Consider the following 17,171-nt stretch of genomic DNA (forward strand, 5'->3'; position numbering starts at 1 on the left):
TCTTCGCTGATCTGCGTGGAGGGCACCCCGTGTACTTTCCTCGAATGAGCAGCCCCTCGGCAGCGAGGGACTCCAGAGCCGCGTCCATCGCCGCTGCACGTTTGGCAGGCGTCAGGACAGTCCCCTTGATGGGAAAGTCCTGAATGGGGAATCTCATTAGCTTTGTCGTCATGCGGCGAATTATATCGCCTGCCAATGCTTCCACCGCGTAGTTCCATGCCACCTTTGGTTGACGTTTCAACCCGAAAATTCGTAGGTCGACGCTCGCAACTCTGCGTCAAAGATTGCTTTCAGGGCCGCGCCTCCAGCACGAGATTGAATGGCGTCTGCGCCGCACGCCGCATGTGACTGAAGCCACCTGCATCGACGATGACCTCGCGCAACCTGGCCTCGCCCGCCTGCGCGCCGAGCGCAGGGCCATGACGAGCAAGCGATACCGGAACGCAGATCATCGACGAGGCCGCGTAGTAGACGCGGGCCACGGGGTTGAGGTTGTCCGACTGCGTATCGCCGGCGAACGGCTCGACGACCATGCAGGTGCCGTCAGGCTTCAATGACTCCCGCGCATGCCGGGCCGCGCCTTGCGGATTGGCCATGTCATGCAGGCAGTCGAAGAAAGCGATGAGATCGAAGTCCTTCCCTTGATAGTCGGATGCGTCGGCCTGCTCAAAAGAGACGTTGTTGACGCCGGCGGATTTCGCTCGCTCCCGCGCTGTGTCGATCGACGGAGCGTGATAGTCGTAGCCGATGAACTGCGATGCGGGAAATGCCTTCGCCATCAGTATCGTGCTGGCCCCGTGGCCGCAGCCGACGTCGGCTGCTTTTCCGCCACGTGCGAGTTTGCCCACGACGCCGTCGAGCGCGGGCAGCCAAGCGTCCAACAGATGCGCGTGATAGCCGCCACGGAAGAACCGCTCGACGCCGTGGAACAGGCACGGGTGATGTTCACCCCATTCCATCCCTTCACCGCTGCGGAAATTGTCGCGGACGCGTGGATAGGTGTGGAACAGCGCAAGCGCGATGTCATAAGCGCCAGCGAGGTCGACCGGACCGGCGGGATCCGCGAGACAGGCCGCCTGCTCGTCGTTGAGCCGGTACGTGCCCGATGCCGCGTCATAGTCGACGTAACCACCGGCAGCCTGATTGCCTAGCCATTCCCGAATGTAACGTGGGTTGGTGCCGGTTCGTGTGGCGAGGTCGACAGGTGTCAGGGACTCTTTTGCAAGCGCCTTGTACAGGCCAAGTTCGTCGCCGAGTTTGACGAGAACAGCGCTGAATGCCGCGCCGAGATCGCCGACTGCCTTACCGAGGAAGGCGTTGAGCTTTTCTTCGTTGATTGCCATGAGCGTGCGCTCCGCGGCACAAGCCGGGGGTACAGGGGTATTGAAGGATCTTACGACGGGTCGCAGGAACCGAACAGGTAGAACACCTTATTGCTTCGGACATATGCCTTTGCCTGTAACCAACAGCTTCGTAGGCGCGAACTAGCATGCATGACAACATCACTGCTTTCCCGCATCGCTGGTGCAACGCTACCTGTACCTCCCGGCTGGCACGCCCTGCCGCTGCGACTGATGGTGGGCCTGGGCTTCATGCAGCACGGCTACGCCAAGCTCGCGCGCGGCCCGGATGCCTTCATCGCGATCCTTCACGCCATGGGAATGCCCTTTGCCGACCTGCTCGGTTGGGCAACGATCGGTATTGAAATCGTGGGTGGACTGTTGGTCGTGCTGGGTGCGTTTGTACCTGTGGTTGCGATACCCATGCTCGTCGTGCTGCTTGTTGCGACCGTCACCGTGCACCTGCCTAACGGCTTCAGTTCGATCAAGCTGCTTTCCTACGACGCGATGGGCGCGCATTTCGGACAACCCGGTTATGAGACCGACTTGCTCTACGCGGCAGGCTTGCTCGCCTTATGCATTGGCGGCGTCGGCCCTCTGGCCTGGAATCTAACCCGCACCAAAGATAAAAGCGGCCAGGCCTAGCACCGCGACGGTCGCGATCAGATTCGCGCGGCATGCCAGGAAAAACGCGCGCCACTTCGATACATGTAGCAGGCGTGCATAAATGGCCGTTTGTGCCCAGGCGTACCAGAGGCAGCTGGCGAGCGACACGGGCGCCGCCAGCCACGCCCATGATCCATGAAGGTTGACCGCGAGTGCCGTCGCGATAGCGAGCCCGAGCGCGAACGGTGCAAGCAGGTAGCAGTGAATGTAGAACGGCTCGCGCAGCGTGTCGCGGTTCACCGGTTCCCTCGCGCGGCGCAGCCATGTGAGCGAACCCACGAGGGCGAATATGCAGTAGGCGAGACTGCGCGTCGCGATGATGCCCTGTTCACTGCTGAAGAGTTCCTTGCCTACCGCGGAATGTGCGGATGCCATACCGGTCGGCGTCGAGAGCTCGATGACGTGGGCCAACGCAATCGTAAGGACCAAAAGCAGCGGCGGACTCATGAGTTCCGTGAATTGCTGCTCTCGTGGCTGGGCCAACTGCGCGCGCGTGTAGAGGGAGACGGCGACCGGATGGCGAATGGTCCTGAGCAGGGCTCGCGGATAAAACACGATCCAGCTCATCGCCTCGTAGAGGAATTCCTCGAGCGACTGAAGGATGCGCATGAAGTCCATGGGTCGCTCCGTTGGAAGAGGTGTCAGGGGGTCGGAGGCTTCGCGGCGTTGGCTTCTGCCTGGGCAGCGAACGCCCTCTGGTAGGCGGGCCGCGCTTCACCGCGGGCCACATAAGCAGCCAGGTTGGCAAACTCGTCGAGCAACCCCGATGCACGAAGCCGGAGGATCACCGAGACCATCATCAGGTCACCGGCACTGAAGTCGCCGTCGAGCCATTCGGCGTCGCCCAGTCGGGCAGATAGCGCGCGAAGTCGCTGGCGGATGCGGTCGAAGACCAGCGGTAGCCGTTCTTTCGCCCAGGGCTTATCGCCCTCCATGAATCGGGCGGTCACCAGCTCGAGGATCGACGGCTCCACCGAGTTGACCGCGGCGAACATCCACGAAATGGCGCGCGCGCGAGCATCAGCATCCGCCGGGAACAGGCCCGCATGGCGCTCGGCGATGTGAAAGATGATCGCGCCGCTTTCGAAGAGACAGAGGTCGCCTTCTTCGTAGGTCGGAATCTGGCCGAAGGGATGCCGACACAGGTGCGCGGGCTCTTTCATCGCCTGGAATGAGACAGGCCGGACGTCATAGGGCAGGCCCACTTCCTCGAGTGCCCAGCGTACGCGTGTATCGCGCGCGAGCCCTTTGCCACCGTCTGGCGATTGTTCGAAGGCGGTAATGGTGATGGTCATCTCGAACGTCTCCTGAAGGGGCTTTCGGGCCGACACCTTGCCGTGCCTTCACTATATCGTCGAACGTCGCTCGCGGAATTCGACATCGCCACCGACACGAATCAACCGGCGGCTTCACCCATAAGTTGTCCGGGCCAGGGCAGCGTCGACGCCCATGAATCCTCGTTCCATCACGCCCACGAAGGCCGGCACGGGTTCTTCCCCTGCGCGAAACGCCGTAAGCGCACTCCCGTACGCGACGACCAGCGTAGAAACGAGCATCGCCGCGGCAAGCCGCGCGTCGGGGTCACTATGTGGCCGGTCCACCGCATCGCAGAGCATATCGGCAAGATCATCGGCGAGCGTCACCTGCAGTTCGCGGGCGTACGTAGTCAGCGAGGGGCTCTCCGTCACGGTGCGCCAGAAGGCGATCGGCCGCGCCGTTATCGCGAATATCGGATGCTGCGTTTCCACGAGCGTCCGCATCAGGTCCTCGAAGGCGCGGACCGGCGAGTGCGAGCCGCGCCCGGCGATGGCATCGCGCACCAGGGCCCGCGTTTCCTCTTCACGATCGAAGATCAGGTCTTCTTTCCGGTTGAAGTAGTTGAAGACCGTCTTCCTGGCGACCCCGGCCTCGCGTGCCACCTCGTCGACCGAGACGTTGTCGAAACCGCGCTCGACGAACAGGCGCGTGGCGACATGGGAGATGGCCAGGCGCGTCTCTGCCTTTTTCTGGTCCCGAAGCCCTGTCGGTTTTGACATCCGTCGACTCGCCCTGTAGAAACTTATACTGAGTGTAACTTTGCGAGAGGCCGGTGTCTGCCGGTCCTGCCCGAGGATAACGCGGTGATCCATGACGTCATTGTGGCGGGCGCCGGCCCCGTCGGCCTGTTCCTGGCGTGCGAGCTGCGCCTGGCGGGGCTGTCGGTGCTCGTGCTTGAACAGCAGGAAGATCCGGGCTCCCCGTTTAAACGTCTCCCGTTCGGCATGCGCGGTCTTTCCGCACCGTCGATCGAAGGGTTCTACCGGCGTGGGATGCTGGACGAGATCGCCGCCGCACGCCCCCTGAAAGACGGTCCCGGGGCTTCGGGCGCCGCGCATTGGTTGGGTCAGTCACGGCAGCCAGGCGGGCACTTCGCCGGCATCCAGTTCTATCTGGACAAGATCGATGCCTCGCAGTGGCCGTGGCGGCTACCGGGCCCGGCCGGGACCAGCATGATGGTCGACATGGAGTCGCTCGAACGGATCCTTGAAGCGCGCGCCAGGGCGATGTGCGTGGAGGTCAGGCGTGGCTTGGCCGTCGAAGGCCTAGAGCAATGGGACGACGGCGTACGCGTCCGCGCCGGCGGCGACGTATTTACCGGACGCTGGCTGGTGGGCTGCGATGGCGGCCGCAGCACGGTGCGCAAGCTCGGCGGTTTTGCGTTCGTCGGCACCAGTCCCGAGTTCACCGGTTACTCCGTCGAGGTGGAACTCGCCGAACCCGACGCCCTTAAGCCGGGTCGCCAATACACACCCACGGGGATGTACACGTACGGGCAGCCTGGAACGATCGGCATGGTCGACTTCGATGGGGGGGCGTTCCACCGGACGCAACCGATCACGCGCGAACACGTGCAGTCGGTACTGCGCCATGTGTCCGGTACGGAAGCCACCGTGACGACGCTGCGGCTCGCGACGACGTGGACCGACCGCGCGTACCAGGCGACCACCTATCGCAACGGTCGCGTGCTGCTCGCTGGCGACGCCGCGCACACCCATTCTCCCCTCGGTGGCCAGGGCCTCAACCTAGGCCTGGGTGACGCGATGAATCTCGGATGGAAGCTCGCCGCGACGATCCGGGGTAACGCAGCGGAGGGATTACTGGACACGTACACAAGTGAACGTCACCCGGTGGGCGCCCGGGTTCTGGACTGGTCGCGCGCGCAGGTAGCGCTGATGCGACCGAGCAGGAGTTCGCGTGCGCTTGAGGCCATCGTCCGCGACCTGATCGACACGCGGGACGGCGCGACCTATTTCGCCGAACGGGTGTGGGGCGTTTCCCTGCGTTATGACCTCGGCGAGAGTCATTCGTTAGTGGGTCGAAGCGCGCCGGACTTTGAACTGGCCGATGGCACGCGTCTCGGCGACCACCTCGGTACCGGGAAAGGGCTACTGCTGGACTGCGACGCGCATGCGCCAAGTCACGATACCGCCAACCCCTGGAAGGATCACGTCGTGTATCTCGCAAGCGAGGTGAAGGATCGACTTGGTGTGAGCGCGCTGCTCGTGCGGCCGGATGGCATCGTGGCCTGGGCGGCTGGAGCGGATGTCGCTTCCGCGGGCCTGATTCATTCACTCGAACGATGGTTCGGCGCTTCCCGTTACTAATTTATACAACACAGGGGGACTTGCCGGAAGCCCCCATGCGTGACCCAGCATCGCTCTCCTGTCGAATCGACAGGCGATGCGGACACGCGACATGACAGATGCACTGACGTACTACCACGGCACGAAAGCCGACCTGGAGATGGGCGATCTCATCGTGCCGGGTCATGCCTCGAACTTCGGGATACGAAAGCAGGCGGCCTTCGTCTACCTGACCGCCACCATGGACGCAGCAGTCTGGGGTGCGGAACTGGCCATCGGCACGGGGCGCGGCAGGATCTACGTCGTGGAACCCACCGGCCCCATCGAGGACGACCCGAACCTCACGGACAAGAAATATCCAGGGAACGTCACGCAGTCGTATCGATCACGGGACCCCTTCCGCGTCATCGGTGAAGTCCTCAACTGGACAGGGCATCCGCACGCGCAGCTCAAGGCGATGCTGGATCGCATCGCCTACCTGAAGCAGATGGGCGTCGAGGCTATCGAATAGAACGCGCAATGGCGGAGCCAGGATCAATGCAGGCGATCCGCGTCCATGCGAGTCCTGAGTCGCTCACCTGCGGCATCCATGGTCTTGGCGATGTCGTTCCAGGTCATCTTGTCCTTCGTCGACTCGTCGGTCACCAGTGGATCGACCACGACGGCGAGTTGCTTCCCGCTCGAATCCAGCAGCTCGGCCTCGACTGTCGCCGAGCTGATGTCGATGTTGGGTCCTGCGGTCGCGGCATTCTTTGCAGCGCCGATGACGAAGCCCACGGGCGTATAGCCGAGAATGCCTCGCTTCTTCTTTTCGGCGATGACATTGGTAATGGCCAGACGCAGCTCGAGAACATCCTTTCCGCGGGTATCGACGACCGGATAGGTGGGCTCCAGATGCTTTATCAGCGCCTTGCGGAAATTGTTGGTCACGGCGGAAAGTTCATCCGGATCGATACCCTGGTACGTCGAGTCCCTTGAATACCAGACCAGGATCGGGTCGATGTAGATCTTGGTGAAGCCCTTCAGCGTGGTTCCCGGCGCAACATAGATCGACGCACCGGGGCGCTTCGTGTCCGGCTGCATGGTCGGGTAAGTATCGAGGAAGCCACTAGGTGGCGGCGGCGCGGCGTGCGCGGCGTGCGCGGCCGAGAAGGAAAGAGCGAACAGGGTTGCAATCAACATCATCGGCGCGCGCATGGGTGGACTCCTCGTCGGCAGTGCTGGAAACCGTCGAACGAGCCTAGCTTCTCGTGCGACAAACCGACGCGGTACTTACGCAGTACGGATATAGGTAAAAGTACTGGCTCGGCGATGCATAATCGGAGATTGACTATCGAAGGACGCGCGCCATGGCGGTTGAAGATTCCCAGCGCATTGTCATCGCGGGTGGTGGCATTGCCGGTCTTGCCACATGGCGTGCGCTACGCCAGCAAGGCATCGAGTCCCTCGTGGTCGAGCGGCGCCCCGTCGCCGCCGATGGCGGCCTTGCCATCAATCTTCCCGGCAACGCCATCGCCGCGCTGGCACGGCTGGGCCTGGCCGAAGAGATCACGCGGCTGGGACATCCGGTGCGCAAGCGCGAATACCGCTCGCGGGATGATCGCCTCCTGGCGGCTATCGACGAAGACGCCTTCTGGGGCGAAACCATGCGTCCGCGTGCGGTCCGTCGCGCCGACCTCATGGCGATGCTCGGAACCGGACTGGACGCATCCGCTCTCCGCTCCGACCGCGCCATCGCTTCAGTGCGTCAGGAAGGCTCGGCCGTCCACATCCGCCTCGACAACGACGAGGAGCTCTCCACGCGACTTCTCGTAGGCGCCGACGGTGTGCGCTCCACCGTCCGGGCAGCGGTCATGGGTGCATCGCAGCCCTCCGTCGCACGCATCGCTTCGGCCAGCTGGCGGTTCATGGCACCCAATCCCGGTGTCGATGGCTGGACCGCGTGGACCGGCGAGCACGGCACGATCCTCCTCCTCCCGGTAGATGACACCACGGTCTATGGCTGGGTAGCCGTGAGCTCGCCGGACGCGGCAGGCGACGACCTCAAGCAGCTCGACCATGCGTTCCGCAATTTCCCCGAACGAGTGCGCAAGGCACTGGGCTGGGCACTCGCACATCCGGAATCGCTCTATCACTCTCCGATCGAGGAAGTGCGCCTGACAACCTGGAGCGAAGGCCGTGTGGTGCTTCTCGGCGACGCCGCACACGCGACCGCGCCGGTATGGGCCGAGGGCGCCGCGCTCGGCATGGAGGACGCACTCGCGCTTGCCGCCATCGTCGCAGGGTCCGATGACGTTGCATCGACCGGGCGTCGTTTCGAGCAGGCGCGCCAGGCGCGAGTCGCGCACGTGCAGGCGATGACGGATCGCCTGTCGAAGTCCGTCCGACTGCCGTATGTGCTTCGCCGCCTGATCATGCCCTTCGTGGTTCCGAAGAGTTACCGCGCGACCTACGGACCGCTGAAACAGGCGGACCTCAACGCGGCTTGATCTGGCTGATCGCCTTACCCGGCGATTAAGGCGACGTGGTGCCCGACCGTGCGAGATCCCGGGCGCCCTACCCACAGCACGGCCGCTCCGACACCCCCGCATATTCGTCGTGACGTTTCCACCACACACCTGTTTCGTTGCGCCCCTTCGGCGCACGATCGAGCCACGGGTACATGCCCCATACTGCGTCCAGACCACGCGCATAGGTCGAGTAAGCGTGGTAGACCACGCCGTCGTCGAGAACGAAGGTGCTCAGGCCTGGCCGGTCGCGCGTATAGGTTGCCGCATCGGTACCGCATGCCGCCGCGAACTGCGCGACGGGATCCGGAACGGAAACGTCATCCAAGGCGTGCGTGCCACGTTGATAGTTGTACTCGACATCGCCACTTCGCTGTTGAGCTTCGGTGATCGAAACATTGAAGTCGAAATTGAAGTCGTCGCCGGCAGACGAGAGCCACGGAAAAGTCCAGCCCATGCGTCGCTTGTATGCTTTTAACTTCTCCAGAGGGGCCCTCGATACGGCGACCAGTGAAACATCATGGTTGGCCAGGTGGACGGCGATGCCATTGAAGCCGTCCGCGATAGCCGAGCACGAGGGGCAGCCGGCGGTGTAATCGGGGCCGAACATGAAGTGATACACCAGCAGCTGCGAGCGGCCGGCGAAGAGTTCGGCCAGTGAGCGGGCGCCATCCTCCGCCTCGAAGCGATAGTCCTTATCGACACGCACCCAGGGCAGCGCCTGGCGCTGGCTTGCCACGGCATCGCTACGCCGGGTCAGTGCCTTCTCTGCCTTGAGTAACTGGAGTCGCGCTTTCAGCCATGCTTCACGGGTTCCAACGGTATGACCGGTCATGGGACTGTCTCCTTCGGGGGCCTGGGATAGAGTAGATACCCATGGGTCGGGGTGGGAGTGACAAGCGTGGCGGGATTCCGATGGACTCGCTGATCACCGCCGCAGCGCGGGCACTGGCTGGCGGCGATCCGCTGGGCGCGCTGAACCGGGTTGCCTTGCGCAACGATCCCCCCGCCCTCGCCCTCCGCGGTATCGCGATGGCCCAGTTGGGCGACTTCACCCGAGCGAAACTCCTGATACGCCGCGCAGCGCGGGGCTTCGGATCGAAAGAGCCCGTGTCTCGTGCACGGTGCGTGGTCGCGGAAGCCGAGATCGCCCTCGCATCGCGCGACCTGGGCTGGCCGACCAGTGCGCTCGATCAGGCGCAGGCTGCGCTCGAGGCGCATGGCGACCGCGTCAACGCAGCGCACGCACGGTACCTGACCGCAAGGCGGCTGCTTCTGCTCGGACGCGTCGATGATGCCGCACGCTCCCTCGACGCTGTCGCATCGACACCGCTTCCGCCCGCACTGACGGCGGCATGCCAGCTGCTCACCGCTGGCGTCGCCATGCATCGCATTCGAGCCGCTGCCGCACGCCGGGCACTGGCCCTGGCGCTTCAGCAGGCACGCGTTGCCGGCATTCCCGCGCTCACGGCGGAAGTTGAGAACGCATTACGCAACCTGGATTTCCCCGTAGGTCGTCTTCAGGCACGAGGAACGGAACGCCTTGTGCTTCTCGATGATGTCGAGATCCTTTTTGCCTCGCGGGCGTTCGTGGTGGATGCGTGCCGTAACGTAGTGCGTCATGCCGGCGACATCGTGTCGCTGTCGACGCGTCCCGTCCTCTTTGCGCTCGCGCGCTCGCTTGCCGCGGCATGGCCCGCGGACGTGCCGCGGCAAGCGCTGATCGCGAACGTCTTCCGCACGAAGCATCCGGACGCCTCGCATCGCGCACGTTTGCGCGTCGAGATCGGTCGGCTACGCGAGGTGCTGCGGCCGCTCGCCGACGTGGAGGCGACAAAGCGCGGCTTTGGCCTTTCAACGCGTGGCGCCGACGACGTCGTCGTACTGGCCCGCCCCATCGACGAAGTGTATGCCTCCCTGCTCGCCTTGCTTGCCGATGGCGAGGCATGGTCGAGCTCGGCCCTCGCGCTCGCGCTCGGTGCCAGCCAGCGAAACGTGCAGCGTGGCCTGGAATCGCTTTCCACGACCGGTAAGGTGCAGTCGTTCGGTCGTGGACGGGCGCGACGGTGGATCGCTCCGCCGCTGCCGGGATTCGCGACGACCTTGTTACTCACCTCCCCGCTACCCGGTGATTAGGATGAGCCCATGAAGAAGACGACAGCACGACTCATGCGCGAATACGGTCCCTTCCCGGGTGTCGACAAGGTGGCTGGCGTGACGTTCGATGGCCAGCATGTATGGTTCGCTTCCGGTGGCGACCAGTTGAAGGCCCTCGACCCGGACAGCGGCGAGATCGTTCGCTCCATCGACGTCGCGGCCCATGCCGGTACGGCCTTCGACGGCACGCACCTGTTCCAGATCGCCGACGATCGCATCCAGAAAGTCGATCCGAAGACGGGCGAGGTCCTGGCGACCATCCCTGCCCCGGGCCATGGCGGCGACTCCGGCATGGCGTGGGCCGAAGGCACGCTATGGGTCGGCGAGTACCGTAATCGCAAGATTCACCAGGTCGATCCCGAGACAGGCGAGGTGCTCCGCAGCATCGACTCCGATCGCTTCGTCACCGGCGTCACCTGGGTTGACGGCGAGCTATGGCACGCCACCTGGGAGGACGACGCCAGCGAACTGCGGCGCATCGATCCCAAGTCCGGCGAGGTGCTCCAGAGCCTGGACATGCCGACCGGGACCCATGTGTCCGGACTCGAGTCGGACGGGAAGGATGGGTTCTTCTGCGGAGGCGGCAACAGCGGCAGGGTGCGAGCCATGAAGCGATCGCAGTGACGTTGCACGACTACGCGCCGGCTCCCAGCTCCGCCGCGATGAAGTCCACGAAGGTTCGCGCCGCCATGCGGGTAGCGCGGCCCAACGGAAAGTAGGCGTGGACAGGCAGGTCCGCCATTTTCCACTCCGGCAGGAGCGGCGTGAGGGTCCCGGCCTCGAACTCGCGACGACACGCCCATGAGGTCGTCGACGTGATGCCGAGGCCACCCACTGCGGCGGCCAGTGCGCCCTCCGTGTCGTTCGTGGAGATATTCGGCTGCACGTCGATCGTCATGCTTTCCTTATCGCGCTCGAACTGCCACGACGTCACCGTCGCCGCCGCCGGGCCCCGAATGATGCGATGGCCGACGAGCTGGTCTGGCCGAAGGGGTGTCCCGCACCTTGCAAGGTAGGTCGGTGAAGCGACGATCACGCGGTGCATCTTCCCGATCAACCGGGCCGTGCCGCCGGAATCCGGCAGCGGCCCCACGCGAATGCCGACGTCCACCGCCTCGCGGACCATGTCCTGGCGCTTGTCATCCAGGAGCAGTTCGACCTGAAGCAGCGGGTGCCGCTCGGTGAAGATCGACAGCCGTGGGATCACCACCCGGATGGCCAGCGTGGACGGCATGCCCACGCGAAGGATGCCACGCAGTTCGCCTGTCTCCCGCACACTGTTCTCGGCGTCTTCGATAGCCGCGAGGATCGGCTCCATGCGGGCGAGAAACTCCAGCCCGGCCTCCGTCGGCAGCACGGCCCGGGTGGTACGCGACAGCAGGCGGGCGCCGAGGCTGGCTTCCAGTTCCGCCACCATGCGCGATACCTGAGATTGCGCCAGCCCACTTTCGCGGGCGGCCGCAGAGAAGCTGCCCAGCCGGGCGACCCGGGTGAAGAGGCGAAACGTAAGGATGTCCTTCAAGATGCCCCCGGCATTGATGCCCAGCCAGCATGGATGCTAACGCGTAACGGTCCGGATTCGCTGCCGAAATTGCGCCTTCGTACCGGGCGTGCTTCTCTCTCGGGACTTGGCCTACTATCAGCCGATGATCACACCACTCCTCGCTCCTTCAGACCCTTCCAAAGGCAGCATTGCCATTGTCGGCATGGGCATGACCCTGGGTTCGCACCTGACCCCGCTGTCGCGCAGCCATATCGAGCAGGCCGATGTGATCTTCGCCGGCCTCTCCGACAACATCGTCGAGCAATGGCTGGAGCGTATGCACCCGGACGTTCGCAGTCTTCAGCCGTACTACCAGGAAGGTAAGTCGCGCCGGACAACGTATGAGGAATGGGTCGAGCTGATGATGACCGAAGTCCGTGCCGGCAAGCGCGTCTGCGGGGTGTTCTACGGCCACCCTGGCATCTTTGCGTGGTCGCCGCACAAGGTCATCGAGGTCGCCCGTGCCGAGGGCTTCCAGGCCCACATGGAGCCTGGGGTCTCCGCCGAGGACTGCCTTTACGCGGATCTGGGCATCGACCCCGGCACGGTTGGATGCCAGCACTATGAGGCCGGTCAATTGTTGTTCTACCAGCGTCGTATCGACCCCAGCGCCTACCTGGTGCTTTGGCAGGTCGGACTGGTCGGCGACCGTTCGCTTGCGCGCTTCACTACCAGCGGCGCCTACCGACAGGTACTGGTCGACGTTTTGAGCCAGGACTATCCGCTCGACCACGAGATCATCCTTTATCGCGCTGTGACGCTGCCGATCCAGAAGCCGCGTATCCGGCGCATCGCCCTGCGCGACCTGCCCCATGTCGACGTACCCACCGAGGAAACCGTCATCCTTCCGCCCGCCCTGCCACTAGAACCAAACATGGCGATCCGGGAAAGGCTGATGGCGTTGGACAAGCTCGAGAGCGAGACGTCCCTGGCCTGAGCCAGCGCTTCGGTTCACTGCACCAACCACCGGAAGGAGAAGCACATGCTCGACACCATCGAAATGCTCGAAACCATCGGCAGCAACGCATCGCTGCGTCACGCATCCGCACATGAGCTGAACGCCGTTCTCGAACGGGCGCAAGCGTCACCCGTACTCATGTTCGCCGTCGCCACCGGCGACAGCTCCGGGCTCTTCGCGGAACTTGGTTACAAGCTGATGCGTGCGCCCCAGGTCAACCAGCACTTCGGCTAACCGCTCGCCCCGGGGCGGCTCAACTTATCGCGATCGATGCCGTCATCGTACGTACTAAACAAACAGGGGATTTTCATGTCAGACACGATTGACCTGCTCGAGGCCATCGGCCGCGATGCGTCGCTTCGCCATGCCTCCTCGGAGGAACTTGCAGCCGTTCTGCAACGTGCAAAGGCGTCGGACGCGTTGACGGCCGCGGCGGCCTCGGGTGACAGCTCGCTACTTTTCGACGAGCTGGGCCACAAGGTCAACTACGATCCGCAGGCGACGCAGAGCCCCGGCTACGAGGAAGACGAACCTGAGCAGGACGAGGCCGACACCTCGAAGACGCCGTCCGAAGACGGAAAGCCGCCCGTCGATCCGTCGACCCACTAACAATGGCCTGGCTGTCGGGTGCCATCAGGTCATGGGTCGCTGTTGCGACCCTGGCCTCATGCGTGCTCCTGCAACCGTCCATCGCCGCTGCTACACCCGGCCAGGCCCAGTTCCTCGACGATACCGAAAACCTCCGAACAAAAGACCACGCCCAATTCGTCCAACGTTTGTCGCAGGTCCGAGCGGAAGCGGGCAGCCTCAGCGCTAGCGAACAATGGCATCTCCGTTATCTCGATGCGTGGGAGACCATGTTCGAGGGCGGGTATGCCAAGTCCGAGGGACAGTTCAACGAGATCATCAAGCATTCCGGGGACGCCTCCCTGACGGCGAAGGCATCCGCGCTTCTGCTCAGCAACCTGGCGTTCAATCGGCGGTACGGAGAGGCGTTCGTGCTGGCAAATCACCTGGCGGCCACCTTGCCCTCGATCACGGACCCCTTGGCGCGGTCCATGGTCTTGGTGAACCTGTCGCAGATGATGACCTTCGCTGGTCAAACCGATCTGGCAATCAAGTACGCCGACATGGCGGAACTGTCTCCGGTGCTACCTGACACGGCGTGCCTGGCTGCATGGCATAAAGCCGCGGCGCTGTTTGGTGCCCGACGCCTGACCTCTTCCAGCCCGGAGTTGAAACGCGCCGCCGACATGTGCGTTGCCGCACACGAGAAAGTGACCACAGACAGCGCACTTCTTCTGACCGGTAGCGTGCTCCTCGAAGAAAACAAGCCGCTTCAGGTGATGGCGTTATTGGACCGGATCGATTCCAACATTCGCGCGAACCATTATTTTCCGCATGTTGAGCTGTCGCAACTCCAGCGGGCGCAGGCCTATTTCCAACTGGGCAAAGACAACGAGGCAAGGAGCGCCGCGCTTGCCGTCGTAGCCATGAATGGTGCAAACGATATAAGCGACTGGCTCAGAGACGCTTACCAGGTTCTCTATCGCATAGAGAAACGTCGGGGCAATACCGCCGCCGCCCTGGGCTACTTCGAGCACTTCAGCGCGCAGGATAAAGGTTATCTCAACGATGTAGGGGTGCGGAGCCTCGCTTACGAGGTGAGTCAGCAACATCAGATGGTGCAGAATCTCTCGACGGAAAGCCTCGGCAAAGAGAATCGTATTCTGCGTCTGCAGCAGGCGCTCGACGCGAACACCGTATCGACTGGCCGGCTGTATATCGCCCTGCTCCTTGTCATCCTGGTGTCGATCGGGCTTTTGCTGTTCCGCGTGAAGCGCTCTCAACTTCGTTTCAAGCGAATGTCTACCCTCGATGGCCTGACGGGCATTCTTAACCACCAGCATTTCATGAGCGAGGCCGAGCGGATCCTGCGTGTCCAGGAGAAAAAGCTCGGCAGCGCCTGCCTCATCTCCATCGACCTCGATCACTTCAAGCAGGTCAACGATACCCATGGTCATGCCATGGGCGACATCGTGCTTCAACATACCGTTGCCGTGCTTCAGGAAGATCTCCGTCCGGCCGATCTCTTTGCTCGCCTGGGAGGCGAAGAGTTCGCCATCCTTCTCATCGGATGCACGACCAGCCAGGCTGTGGCGGCCGCCCAGCGACTTCGCGTCGCGATTGAAGCCTCTCCTGTCGAGGATGGCGGACGGTTGGTATCGCTTTCTGTAAGCGTCGGCGTCGCGTCCTCGGATCGCTGCGGCTATGACCTGTCGTGTCTGTGCCGCGAAGCGGACGCGGCCTTGTACCGCGCCAAGCGCGCAGGTCGCAACCGTGTCATGGCGGACTTCGAGAGCGACAGCCTCAGCGCAGCTTGATCGCGCTAAAGCTTGCTGTGCTCCACCTGGCGCTCGCGCTGCATCAGCGTCCACTCCGCATGCTCGGTCAGCGCGGCATCCCCCAGTGACCGAAGTATCGCCCGCTGACGCGCAGGGTCCTGCGTACGATCGAGCGCCGCCCTCGCACTGGCGAAGATTCGCTGCATGAAACGGTACTGGCGGATCAGCTCGCGATCGGCCTTGCGGTACGAGTAGGCCTCGCGCACGGCGGCGATGATTGAAAGCACGGCCATGATGGTGACGAGCGTGACCTTGGCCTCCTCGTCGAGCCTCAATGCGAAGACCGCCAGGAAGACGCTGATGGTGATGCCTCCCCATAGGCTGACGCGTCCGACGGTCTCGGTGATGTGGTGGACGCCGCTGCGTTCGGCACTCTTCTGTTCGTAGTAGTTCAGCTGACCCGACTGACCCGAAATCCCCACCCATTCGGCGATGACTTCGGCGAGCGCTTCGTTGGTAGGTTCGTCAGGATGCGTGGAGGGATAAAGGCTCGCGGCGCGCATCACGTTGCGTATCCAGCCCAGCTCGATGTTCTGCTTCTGTAGAAAATTGTCGTGCGCGAACTCGTGATCCGCGCTCGCTGCGATGCCGGCGCGGCGCCAGCAGGACTGTATGCGCAAGCCTTCCGCCAGTGCGCGATAGTCGAGGTATTTGCGATGCCAGCCACGCCGGTGCGCAAGTAGCGCGACGATGCCGCCGGTGGCGAACATCACCAGGAACAGATAGATCAGGAAGTTGTTGCCGGGCAGGTGCGCGTAGAAGGTGAAGGCGATGCCCATGAGCCCGGCGAGTGTGTAGGTCAGGCGCATCGCCATGATGACGCGACGCCGGAAGTGAACCGCCAGCCAGTCGGCGGCGTGGAACAGGCGGTCGATCTCCGCCGTCGCGCCAGATGGCTCGCCAGACATCGCACGCGGTGCCTCGTCGATGGCTGCTGCGTGACGGGTGCACTCGTTGTTGAATTCGGCCATGCGCGAGAACATCAGATGAAAGTCGTCGGGAATCTTCGCCTGGAATGCCATGTTCTCGGCGCTGCGCCACCCTGCTTGTAGCGCCTGCAATCCTGGTGCGGGTCCGTCCTGGTCGCGGGAGCAGACGATGTGATACAGCAGGCTTTCGTCGCTTCCGCTGAGGACGTGCCTGGAATGCGGGTGGCGCACGGCCAGTCCTGGCGGGGTGCCGGTAAGGTGGTAGTGCACGATCTGCGCCGTGCCGCCGAGGCCGGCAGCGCCGTTGCCATCCCAGATGGCTAGCAGAACGTGGCAATGGCTCGCGATGTAAACACCCGCTTTCGCGTACTGGCGATCGCGCGCCGCCCCGTGCGCGCCGATGACGTGATGGGGCTGATCCATCAATCGCGGCAGCAGCACGACTTCAGCACGGTTGCACAGGACGCCGAAGTTGGCACGCACGGCAGGCGTTGCAAAATCATCGACGTACAGCGTCGGCGGAAGTGGCAACGGCGCAATCAATCGCACCCCAGCAGCAAGCGCCTCCTCCGCGACAATCTGGTCGCCGCCCTCGGCAAGGGCCGAAAGCACCACAAGAGGCAATTCGGGAAAGGTGTCGCGCAGCTGCGCGAAGAAGGCGCGCACGCGCTGCCTGATCGGCTCGACTTCTTCCGGGACGATATCCCGGTGGCTGGTCACGCCGATGACGAGCGGTGCCTGCGCCGGCTTCCCGGGCGCAACGCTCCCAGGCAGCGGCCGTTGCCGGCCGCTACCGCTGGAACCGACCGGGTCCCTGCTGCCTGGATCGGTACGCTGTGCCATGGGTTCAGGTGTTCTTGATGCCCGGGTTGGTAGTTACCTTCGATGGACCGCTCCCGCGCTCTTCGTCGGCGTCGCGCTCATGCGCGTTCTCGGTTTCTTCGTCGAGGGGATCGTTCGGTTCGTCCTGGTCTTGCTGGTTGCCGAGCTTGGACATGACGTTCTCCCACTGGGTGGATGGTGATGGGGGCGGCGCGGTTACT

19 protein-coding genes are annotated in these 17,171 nt (G+C 63.5%); 10 read left to right on the top strand and 9 right to left on the bottom strand.

The window, feature by feature from the left end; all coding sequences use genetic code 11:
• Nucleotides 1-290: 290 nt before the first annotated feature.
• Nucleotides 291-1,343 (bottom strand): class I SAM-dependent methyltransferase, encoded by a 1,053-nt coding sequence (locus ACVWWJ_RS22565; protein WP_456969568.1) that lies wholly within the window; start codon nt 1,341-1,343, stop codon nt 291-293.
• A 150-nt stretch (nt 1,344-1,493) separates the two neighbouring features.
• Here ACVWWJ_RS22565 and ACVWWJ_RS22570 point away from each other — a divergent pair, with 150 nt between their 5' ends.
• Complete coding sequence (locus tag ACVWWJ_RS22570; RefSeq protein WP_456969569.1) at nt 1,494-1,985, top strand: DoxX family protein; 492 nt, start codon at nt 1,494-1,496, stop codon at nt 1,983-1,985.
• Here ACVWWJ_RS22570 and ACVWWJ_RS22575 read toward each other — a convergent pair.
• The 3 genes from ACVWWJ_RS22575 to ACVWWJ_RS22585 all read right to left on the bottom strand — a co-directional run bounded on the left by ACVWWJ_RS22575 (nt 1,950) and on the right by ACVWWJ_RS22585 (nt 4,042).
• Complete coding sequence (locus ACVWWJ_RS22575) at nt 1,950-2,624, bottom strand: hypothetical protein (protein ID WP_456969570.1); 675 nt, start codon at nt 2,622-2,624, stop codon at nt 1,950-1,952. The genes ACVWWJ_RS22570 and ACVWWJ_RS22575 overlap by 36 nt on opposite strands.
• Nucleotides 2,625-2,647: 23 nt before the next feature.
• The gene (locus ACVWWJ_RS22580; protein WP_456969571.1) at nt 2,648-3,301 is read right to left on the bottom strand and encodes a glutathione S-transferase family protein; all 654 of its coding nucleotides are present in this window, start codon (nt 3,299-3,301) and stop codon (nt 2,648-2,650) included.
• A gap of 114 nt (nt 3,302-3,415) precedes the next feature.
• Nucleotides 3,416-4,042, bottom strand: coding sequence for a TetR/AcrR family transcriptional regulator (locus tag ACVWWJ_RS22585; protein WP_456969572.1), 627 nt, complete (start codon nt 4,040-4,042; stop codon nt 3,416-3,418).
• An 84-nt stretch (nt 4,043-4,126) separates the two neighbouring features.
• On the opposite strand from ACVWWJ_RS22585, the gene ACVWWJ_RS22590 reads away from it, so the two are divergent.
• Nucleotides 4,127-5,650: an FAD-dependent monooxygenase gene (locus tag ACVWWJ_RS22590; protein WP_456969573.1), complete on the top strand. Its 1,524-nt coding sequence runs from the start codon at nt 4,127-4,129 to the stop codon at nt 5,648-5,650.
• 91 nt (nt 5,651-5,741) lie between these two features.
• Complete coding sequence (gene arr / locus ACVWWJ_RS22595; protein WP_456969574.1) at nt 5,742-6,140, top strand: NAD(+)--rifampin ADP-ribosyltransferase; 399 nt, start codon at nt 5,742-5,744, stop codon at nt 6,138-6,140.
• A 23-nt stretch (nt 6,141-6,163) separates the two neighbouring features.
• On the opposite strand, the gene ACVWWJ_RS22600 is transcribed toward arr, so the two are convergent.
• Nucleotides 6,164-6,826, bottom strand: a complete 663-nt coding sequence (locus ACVWWJ_RS22600) for a DUF3313 domain-containing protein (RefSeq protein ID WP_456969575.1) — start codon at nt 6,824-6,826, stop codon at nt 6,164-6,166.
• A 152-nt stretch (nt 6,827-6,978) separates the two neighbouring features.
• Between ACVWWJ_RS22600 and ACVWWJ_RS22605 the strand changes: the two genes are divergently transcribed.
• Nucleotides 6,979-8,118 (top strand): FAD-dependent monooxygenase, encoded by a 1,140-nt coding sequence (locus ACVWWJ_RS22605; protein ID WP_456969576.1) that lies wholly within the window; start codon nt 6,979-6,981, stop codon nt 8,116-8,118.
• Nucleotides 8,119-8,185: 67 nt separating this feature from the next.
• Here ACVWWJ_RS22605 and ACVWWJ_RS22610 read toward each other — a convergent pair whose 3' ends face one another.
• Complete coding sequence (locus ACVWWJ_RS22610; RefSeq protein WP_456969577.1) at nt 8,186-8,971, bottom strand: DUF899 domain-containing protein; 786 nt, start codon at nt 8,969-8,971, stop codon at nt 8,186-8,188.
• A gap of 80 nt (nt 8,972-9,051) precedes the next feature.
• Here ACVWWJ_RS22610 and ACVWWJ_RS22615 point away from each other — a divergent pair, with 80 nt between their 5' ends.
• On the top strand, nt 9,052-10,272 hold the full coding sequence (locus ACVWWJ_RS22615) for a helix-turn-helix domain-containing protein (protein ID WP_456969578.1): 1,221 nt from the start codon (nt 9,052-9,054) through the stop codon (nt 10,270-10,272).
• A 9-nt stretch (nt 10,273-10,281) separates the two neighbouring features.
• A complete protein-coding gene (locus ACVWWJ_RS22620) occupies nt 10,282-10,917 on the top strand; it encodes a Vgb family protein (RefSeq protein WP_456969579.1) in 636 nt (211 codons plus the stop codon).
• Nucleotides 10,918-10,927: 10 nt separating this feature from the next.
• Here the strand turns inward: ACVWWJ_RS22620 and ACVWWJ_RS22625 are convergent, their stop codons facing one another.
• A complete protein-coding gene (locus tag ACVWWJ_RS22625; RefSeq protein ID WP_456969580.1) occupies nt 10,928-11,815 on the bottom strand; it encodes a LysR family transcriptional regulator in 888 nt (295 codons plus the stop codon).
• 124 nt (nt 11,816-11,939) lie between these two features.
• On the opposite strand from ACVWWJ_RS22625, the gene ACVWWJ_RS22630 reads away from it, so the two are divergent.
• The 4 genes from ACVWWJ_RS22630 (at nt 11,940) to ACVWWJ_RS22645 (ending at nt 15,178) form a co-directional block, all read left to right on the top strand.
• On the top strand, nt 11,940-12,773 hold the full coding sequence (locus ACVWWJ_RS22630) for an SAM-dependent methyltransferase (RefSeq protein ID WP_456969581.1): 834 nt from the start codon (nt 11,940-11,942) through the stop codon (nt 12,771-12,773).
• Nucleotides 12,774-12,818: 45 nt separating this feature from the next.
• On the top strand, nt 12,819-13,028 hold the full coding sequence (locus ACVWWJ_RS22635) for a hypothetical protein (protein ID WP_456969582.1): 210 nt from the start codon (nt 12,819-12,821) through the stop codon (nt 13,026-13,028).
• Between the two features lie 75 nt (nt 13,029-13,103).
• On the top strand, nt 13,104-13,403 hold the full coding sequence (locus ACVWWJ_RS22640; RefSeq protein WP_456969583.1) for a hypothetical protein: 300 nt from the start codon (nt 13,104-13,106) through the stop codon (nt 13,401-13,403).
• Nucleotides 13,404-13,465: 62 nt separating this feature from the next.
• Nucleotides 13,466-15,178, top strand: a complete 1,713-nt coding sequence (locus tag ACVWWJ_RS22645) for a GGDEF domain-containing protein (RefSeq protein WP_456969584.1) — start codon at nt 13,466-13,468, stop codon at nt 15,176-15,178.
• 5 nt (nt 15,179-15,183) lie between these two features.
• On the opposite strand, the gene ACVWWJ_RS22650 is transcribed toward ACVWWJ_RS22645, so the two are convergent.
• Nucleotides 15,184-16,971 (bottom strand): hypothetical protein, encoded by a 1,788-nt coding sequence (locus ACVWWJ_RS22650; RefSeq protein ID WP_200851829.1) that lies wholly within the window; start codon nt 16,969-16,971, stop codon nt 15,184-15,186.
• Between the two features lie 4 nt (nt 16,972-16,975).
• Nucleotides 16,976-17,125, bottom strand: coding sequence for a hypothetical protein (locus tag ACVWWJ_RS22655; RefSeq protein WP_159894443.1), 150 nt, complete (start codon nt 17,123-17,125; stop codon nt 16,976-16,978).
• Nucleotides 17,126-17,171: the final 46 nt, after the last annotated feature.

The organism is Luteibacter sp. HA06 (genome assembly GCF_054061215.1).

Excerpts from the sequence above, each read along its gene's own strand:
- ACVWWJ_RS22655 (WP_159894443.1), bottom strand. The coding sequence starts at position 17,125 with ATGTCCAAGCTCGGCAACCAGCAAGACCAGGACGAACCGAACGATCCC.
- ACVWWJ_RS22575 (WP_456969570.1), bottom strand. The coding sequence starts at position 2,624 with ATGGACTTCATGCGCATCCTTCAGTCGCTCGAGGAATTCCTCTACGAG.
- arr (WP_456969574.1), top strand. The coding sequence starts at position 5,742 with ATGACAGATGCACTGACGTACTACCACGGCACGAAAGCCGACCTGGAG.
- ACVWWJ_RS22640 (WP_456969583.1), top strand. The coding sequence starts at position 13,104 with ATGTCAGACACGATTGACCTGCTCGAGGCCATCGGCCGCGATGCGTCG.
- ACVWWJ_RS22615 (WP_456969578.1), top strand. The coding sequence starts at position 9,052 with ATGGACTCGCTGATCACCGCCGCAGCGCGGGCACTGGCTGGCGGCGAT.
- ACVWWJ_RS22630 (WP_456969581.1), top strand. The coding sequence starts at position 11,940 with ATGATCACACCACTCCTCGCTCCTTCAGACCCTTCCAAAGGCAGCATT.
- ACVWWJ_RS22585 (WP_456969572.1), bottom strand. The coding sequence starts at position 4,042 with ATGTCAAAACCGACAGGGCTTCGGGACCAGAAAAAGGCAGAGACGCGC.
- ACVWWJ_RS22600 (WP_456969575.1), bottom strand. The coding sequence starts at position 6,826 with ATGCGCGCGCCGATGATGTTGATTGCAACCCTGTTCGCTCTTTCCTTC.
- ACVWWJ_RS22650 (WP_200851829.1), bottom strand. The coding sequence starts at position 16,971 with ATGGCACAGCGTACCGATCCAGGCAGCAGGGACCCGGTCGGTTCCAGC.
- ACVWWJ_RS22565 (WP_456969568.1), bottom strand. The coding sequence starts at position 1,343 with ATGGCAATCAACGAAGAAAAGCTCAACGCCTTCCTCGGTAAGGCAGTC.
- ACVWWJ_RS22605 (WP_456969576.1), top strand. The coding sequence starts at position 6,979 with ATGGCGGTTGAAGATTCCCAGCGCATTGTCATCGCGGGTGGTGGCATT.
- ACVWWJ_RS22620 (WP_456969579.1), top strand. The coding sequence starts at position 10,282 with ATGAAGAAGACGACAGCACGACTCATGCGCGAATACGGTCCCTTCCCG.
- ACVWWJ_RS22570 (WP_456969569.1), top strand. The coding sequence starts at position 1,494 with ATGACAACATCACTGCTTTCCCGCATCGCTGGTGCAACGCTACCTGTA.
- ACVWWJ_RS22580 (WP_456969571.1), bottom strand. The coding sequence starts at position 3,301 with ATGACCATCACCATTACCGCCTTCGAACAATCGCCAGACGGTGGCAAA.
- ACVWWJ_RS22610 (WP_456969577.1), bottom strand. The coding sequence starts at position 8,971 with ATGACCGGTCATACCGTTGGAACCCGTGAAGCATGGCTGAAAGCGCGA.
- ACVWWJ_RS22635 (WP_456969582.1), top strand. The coding sequence starts at position 12,819 with ATGCTCGACACCATCGAAATGCTCGAAACCATCGGCAGCAACGCATCG.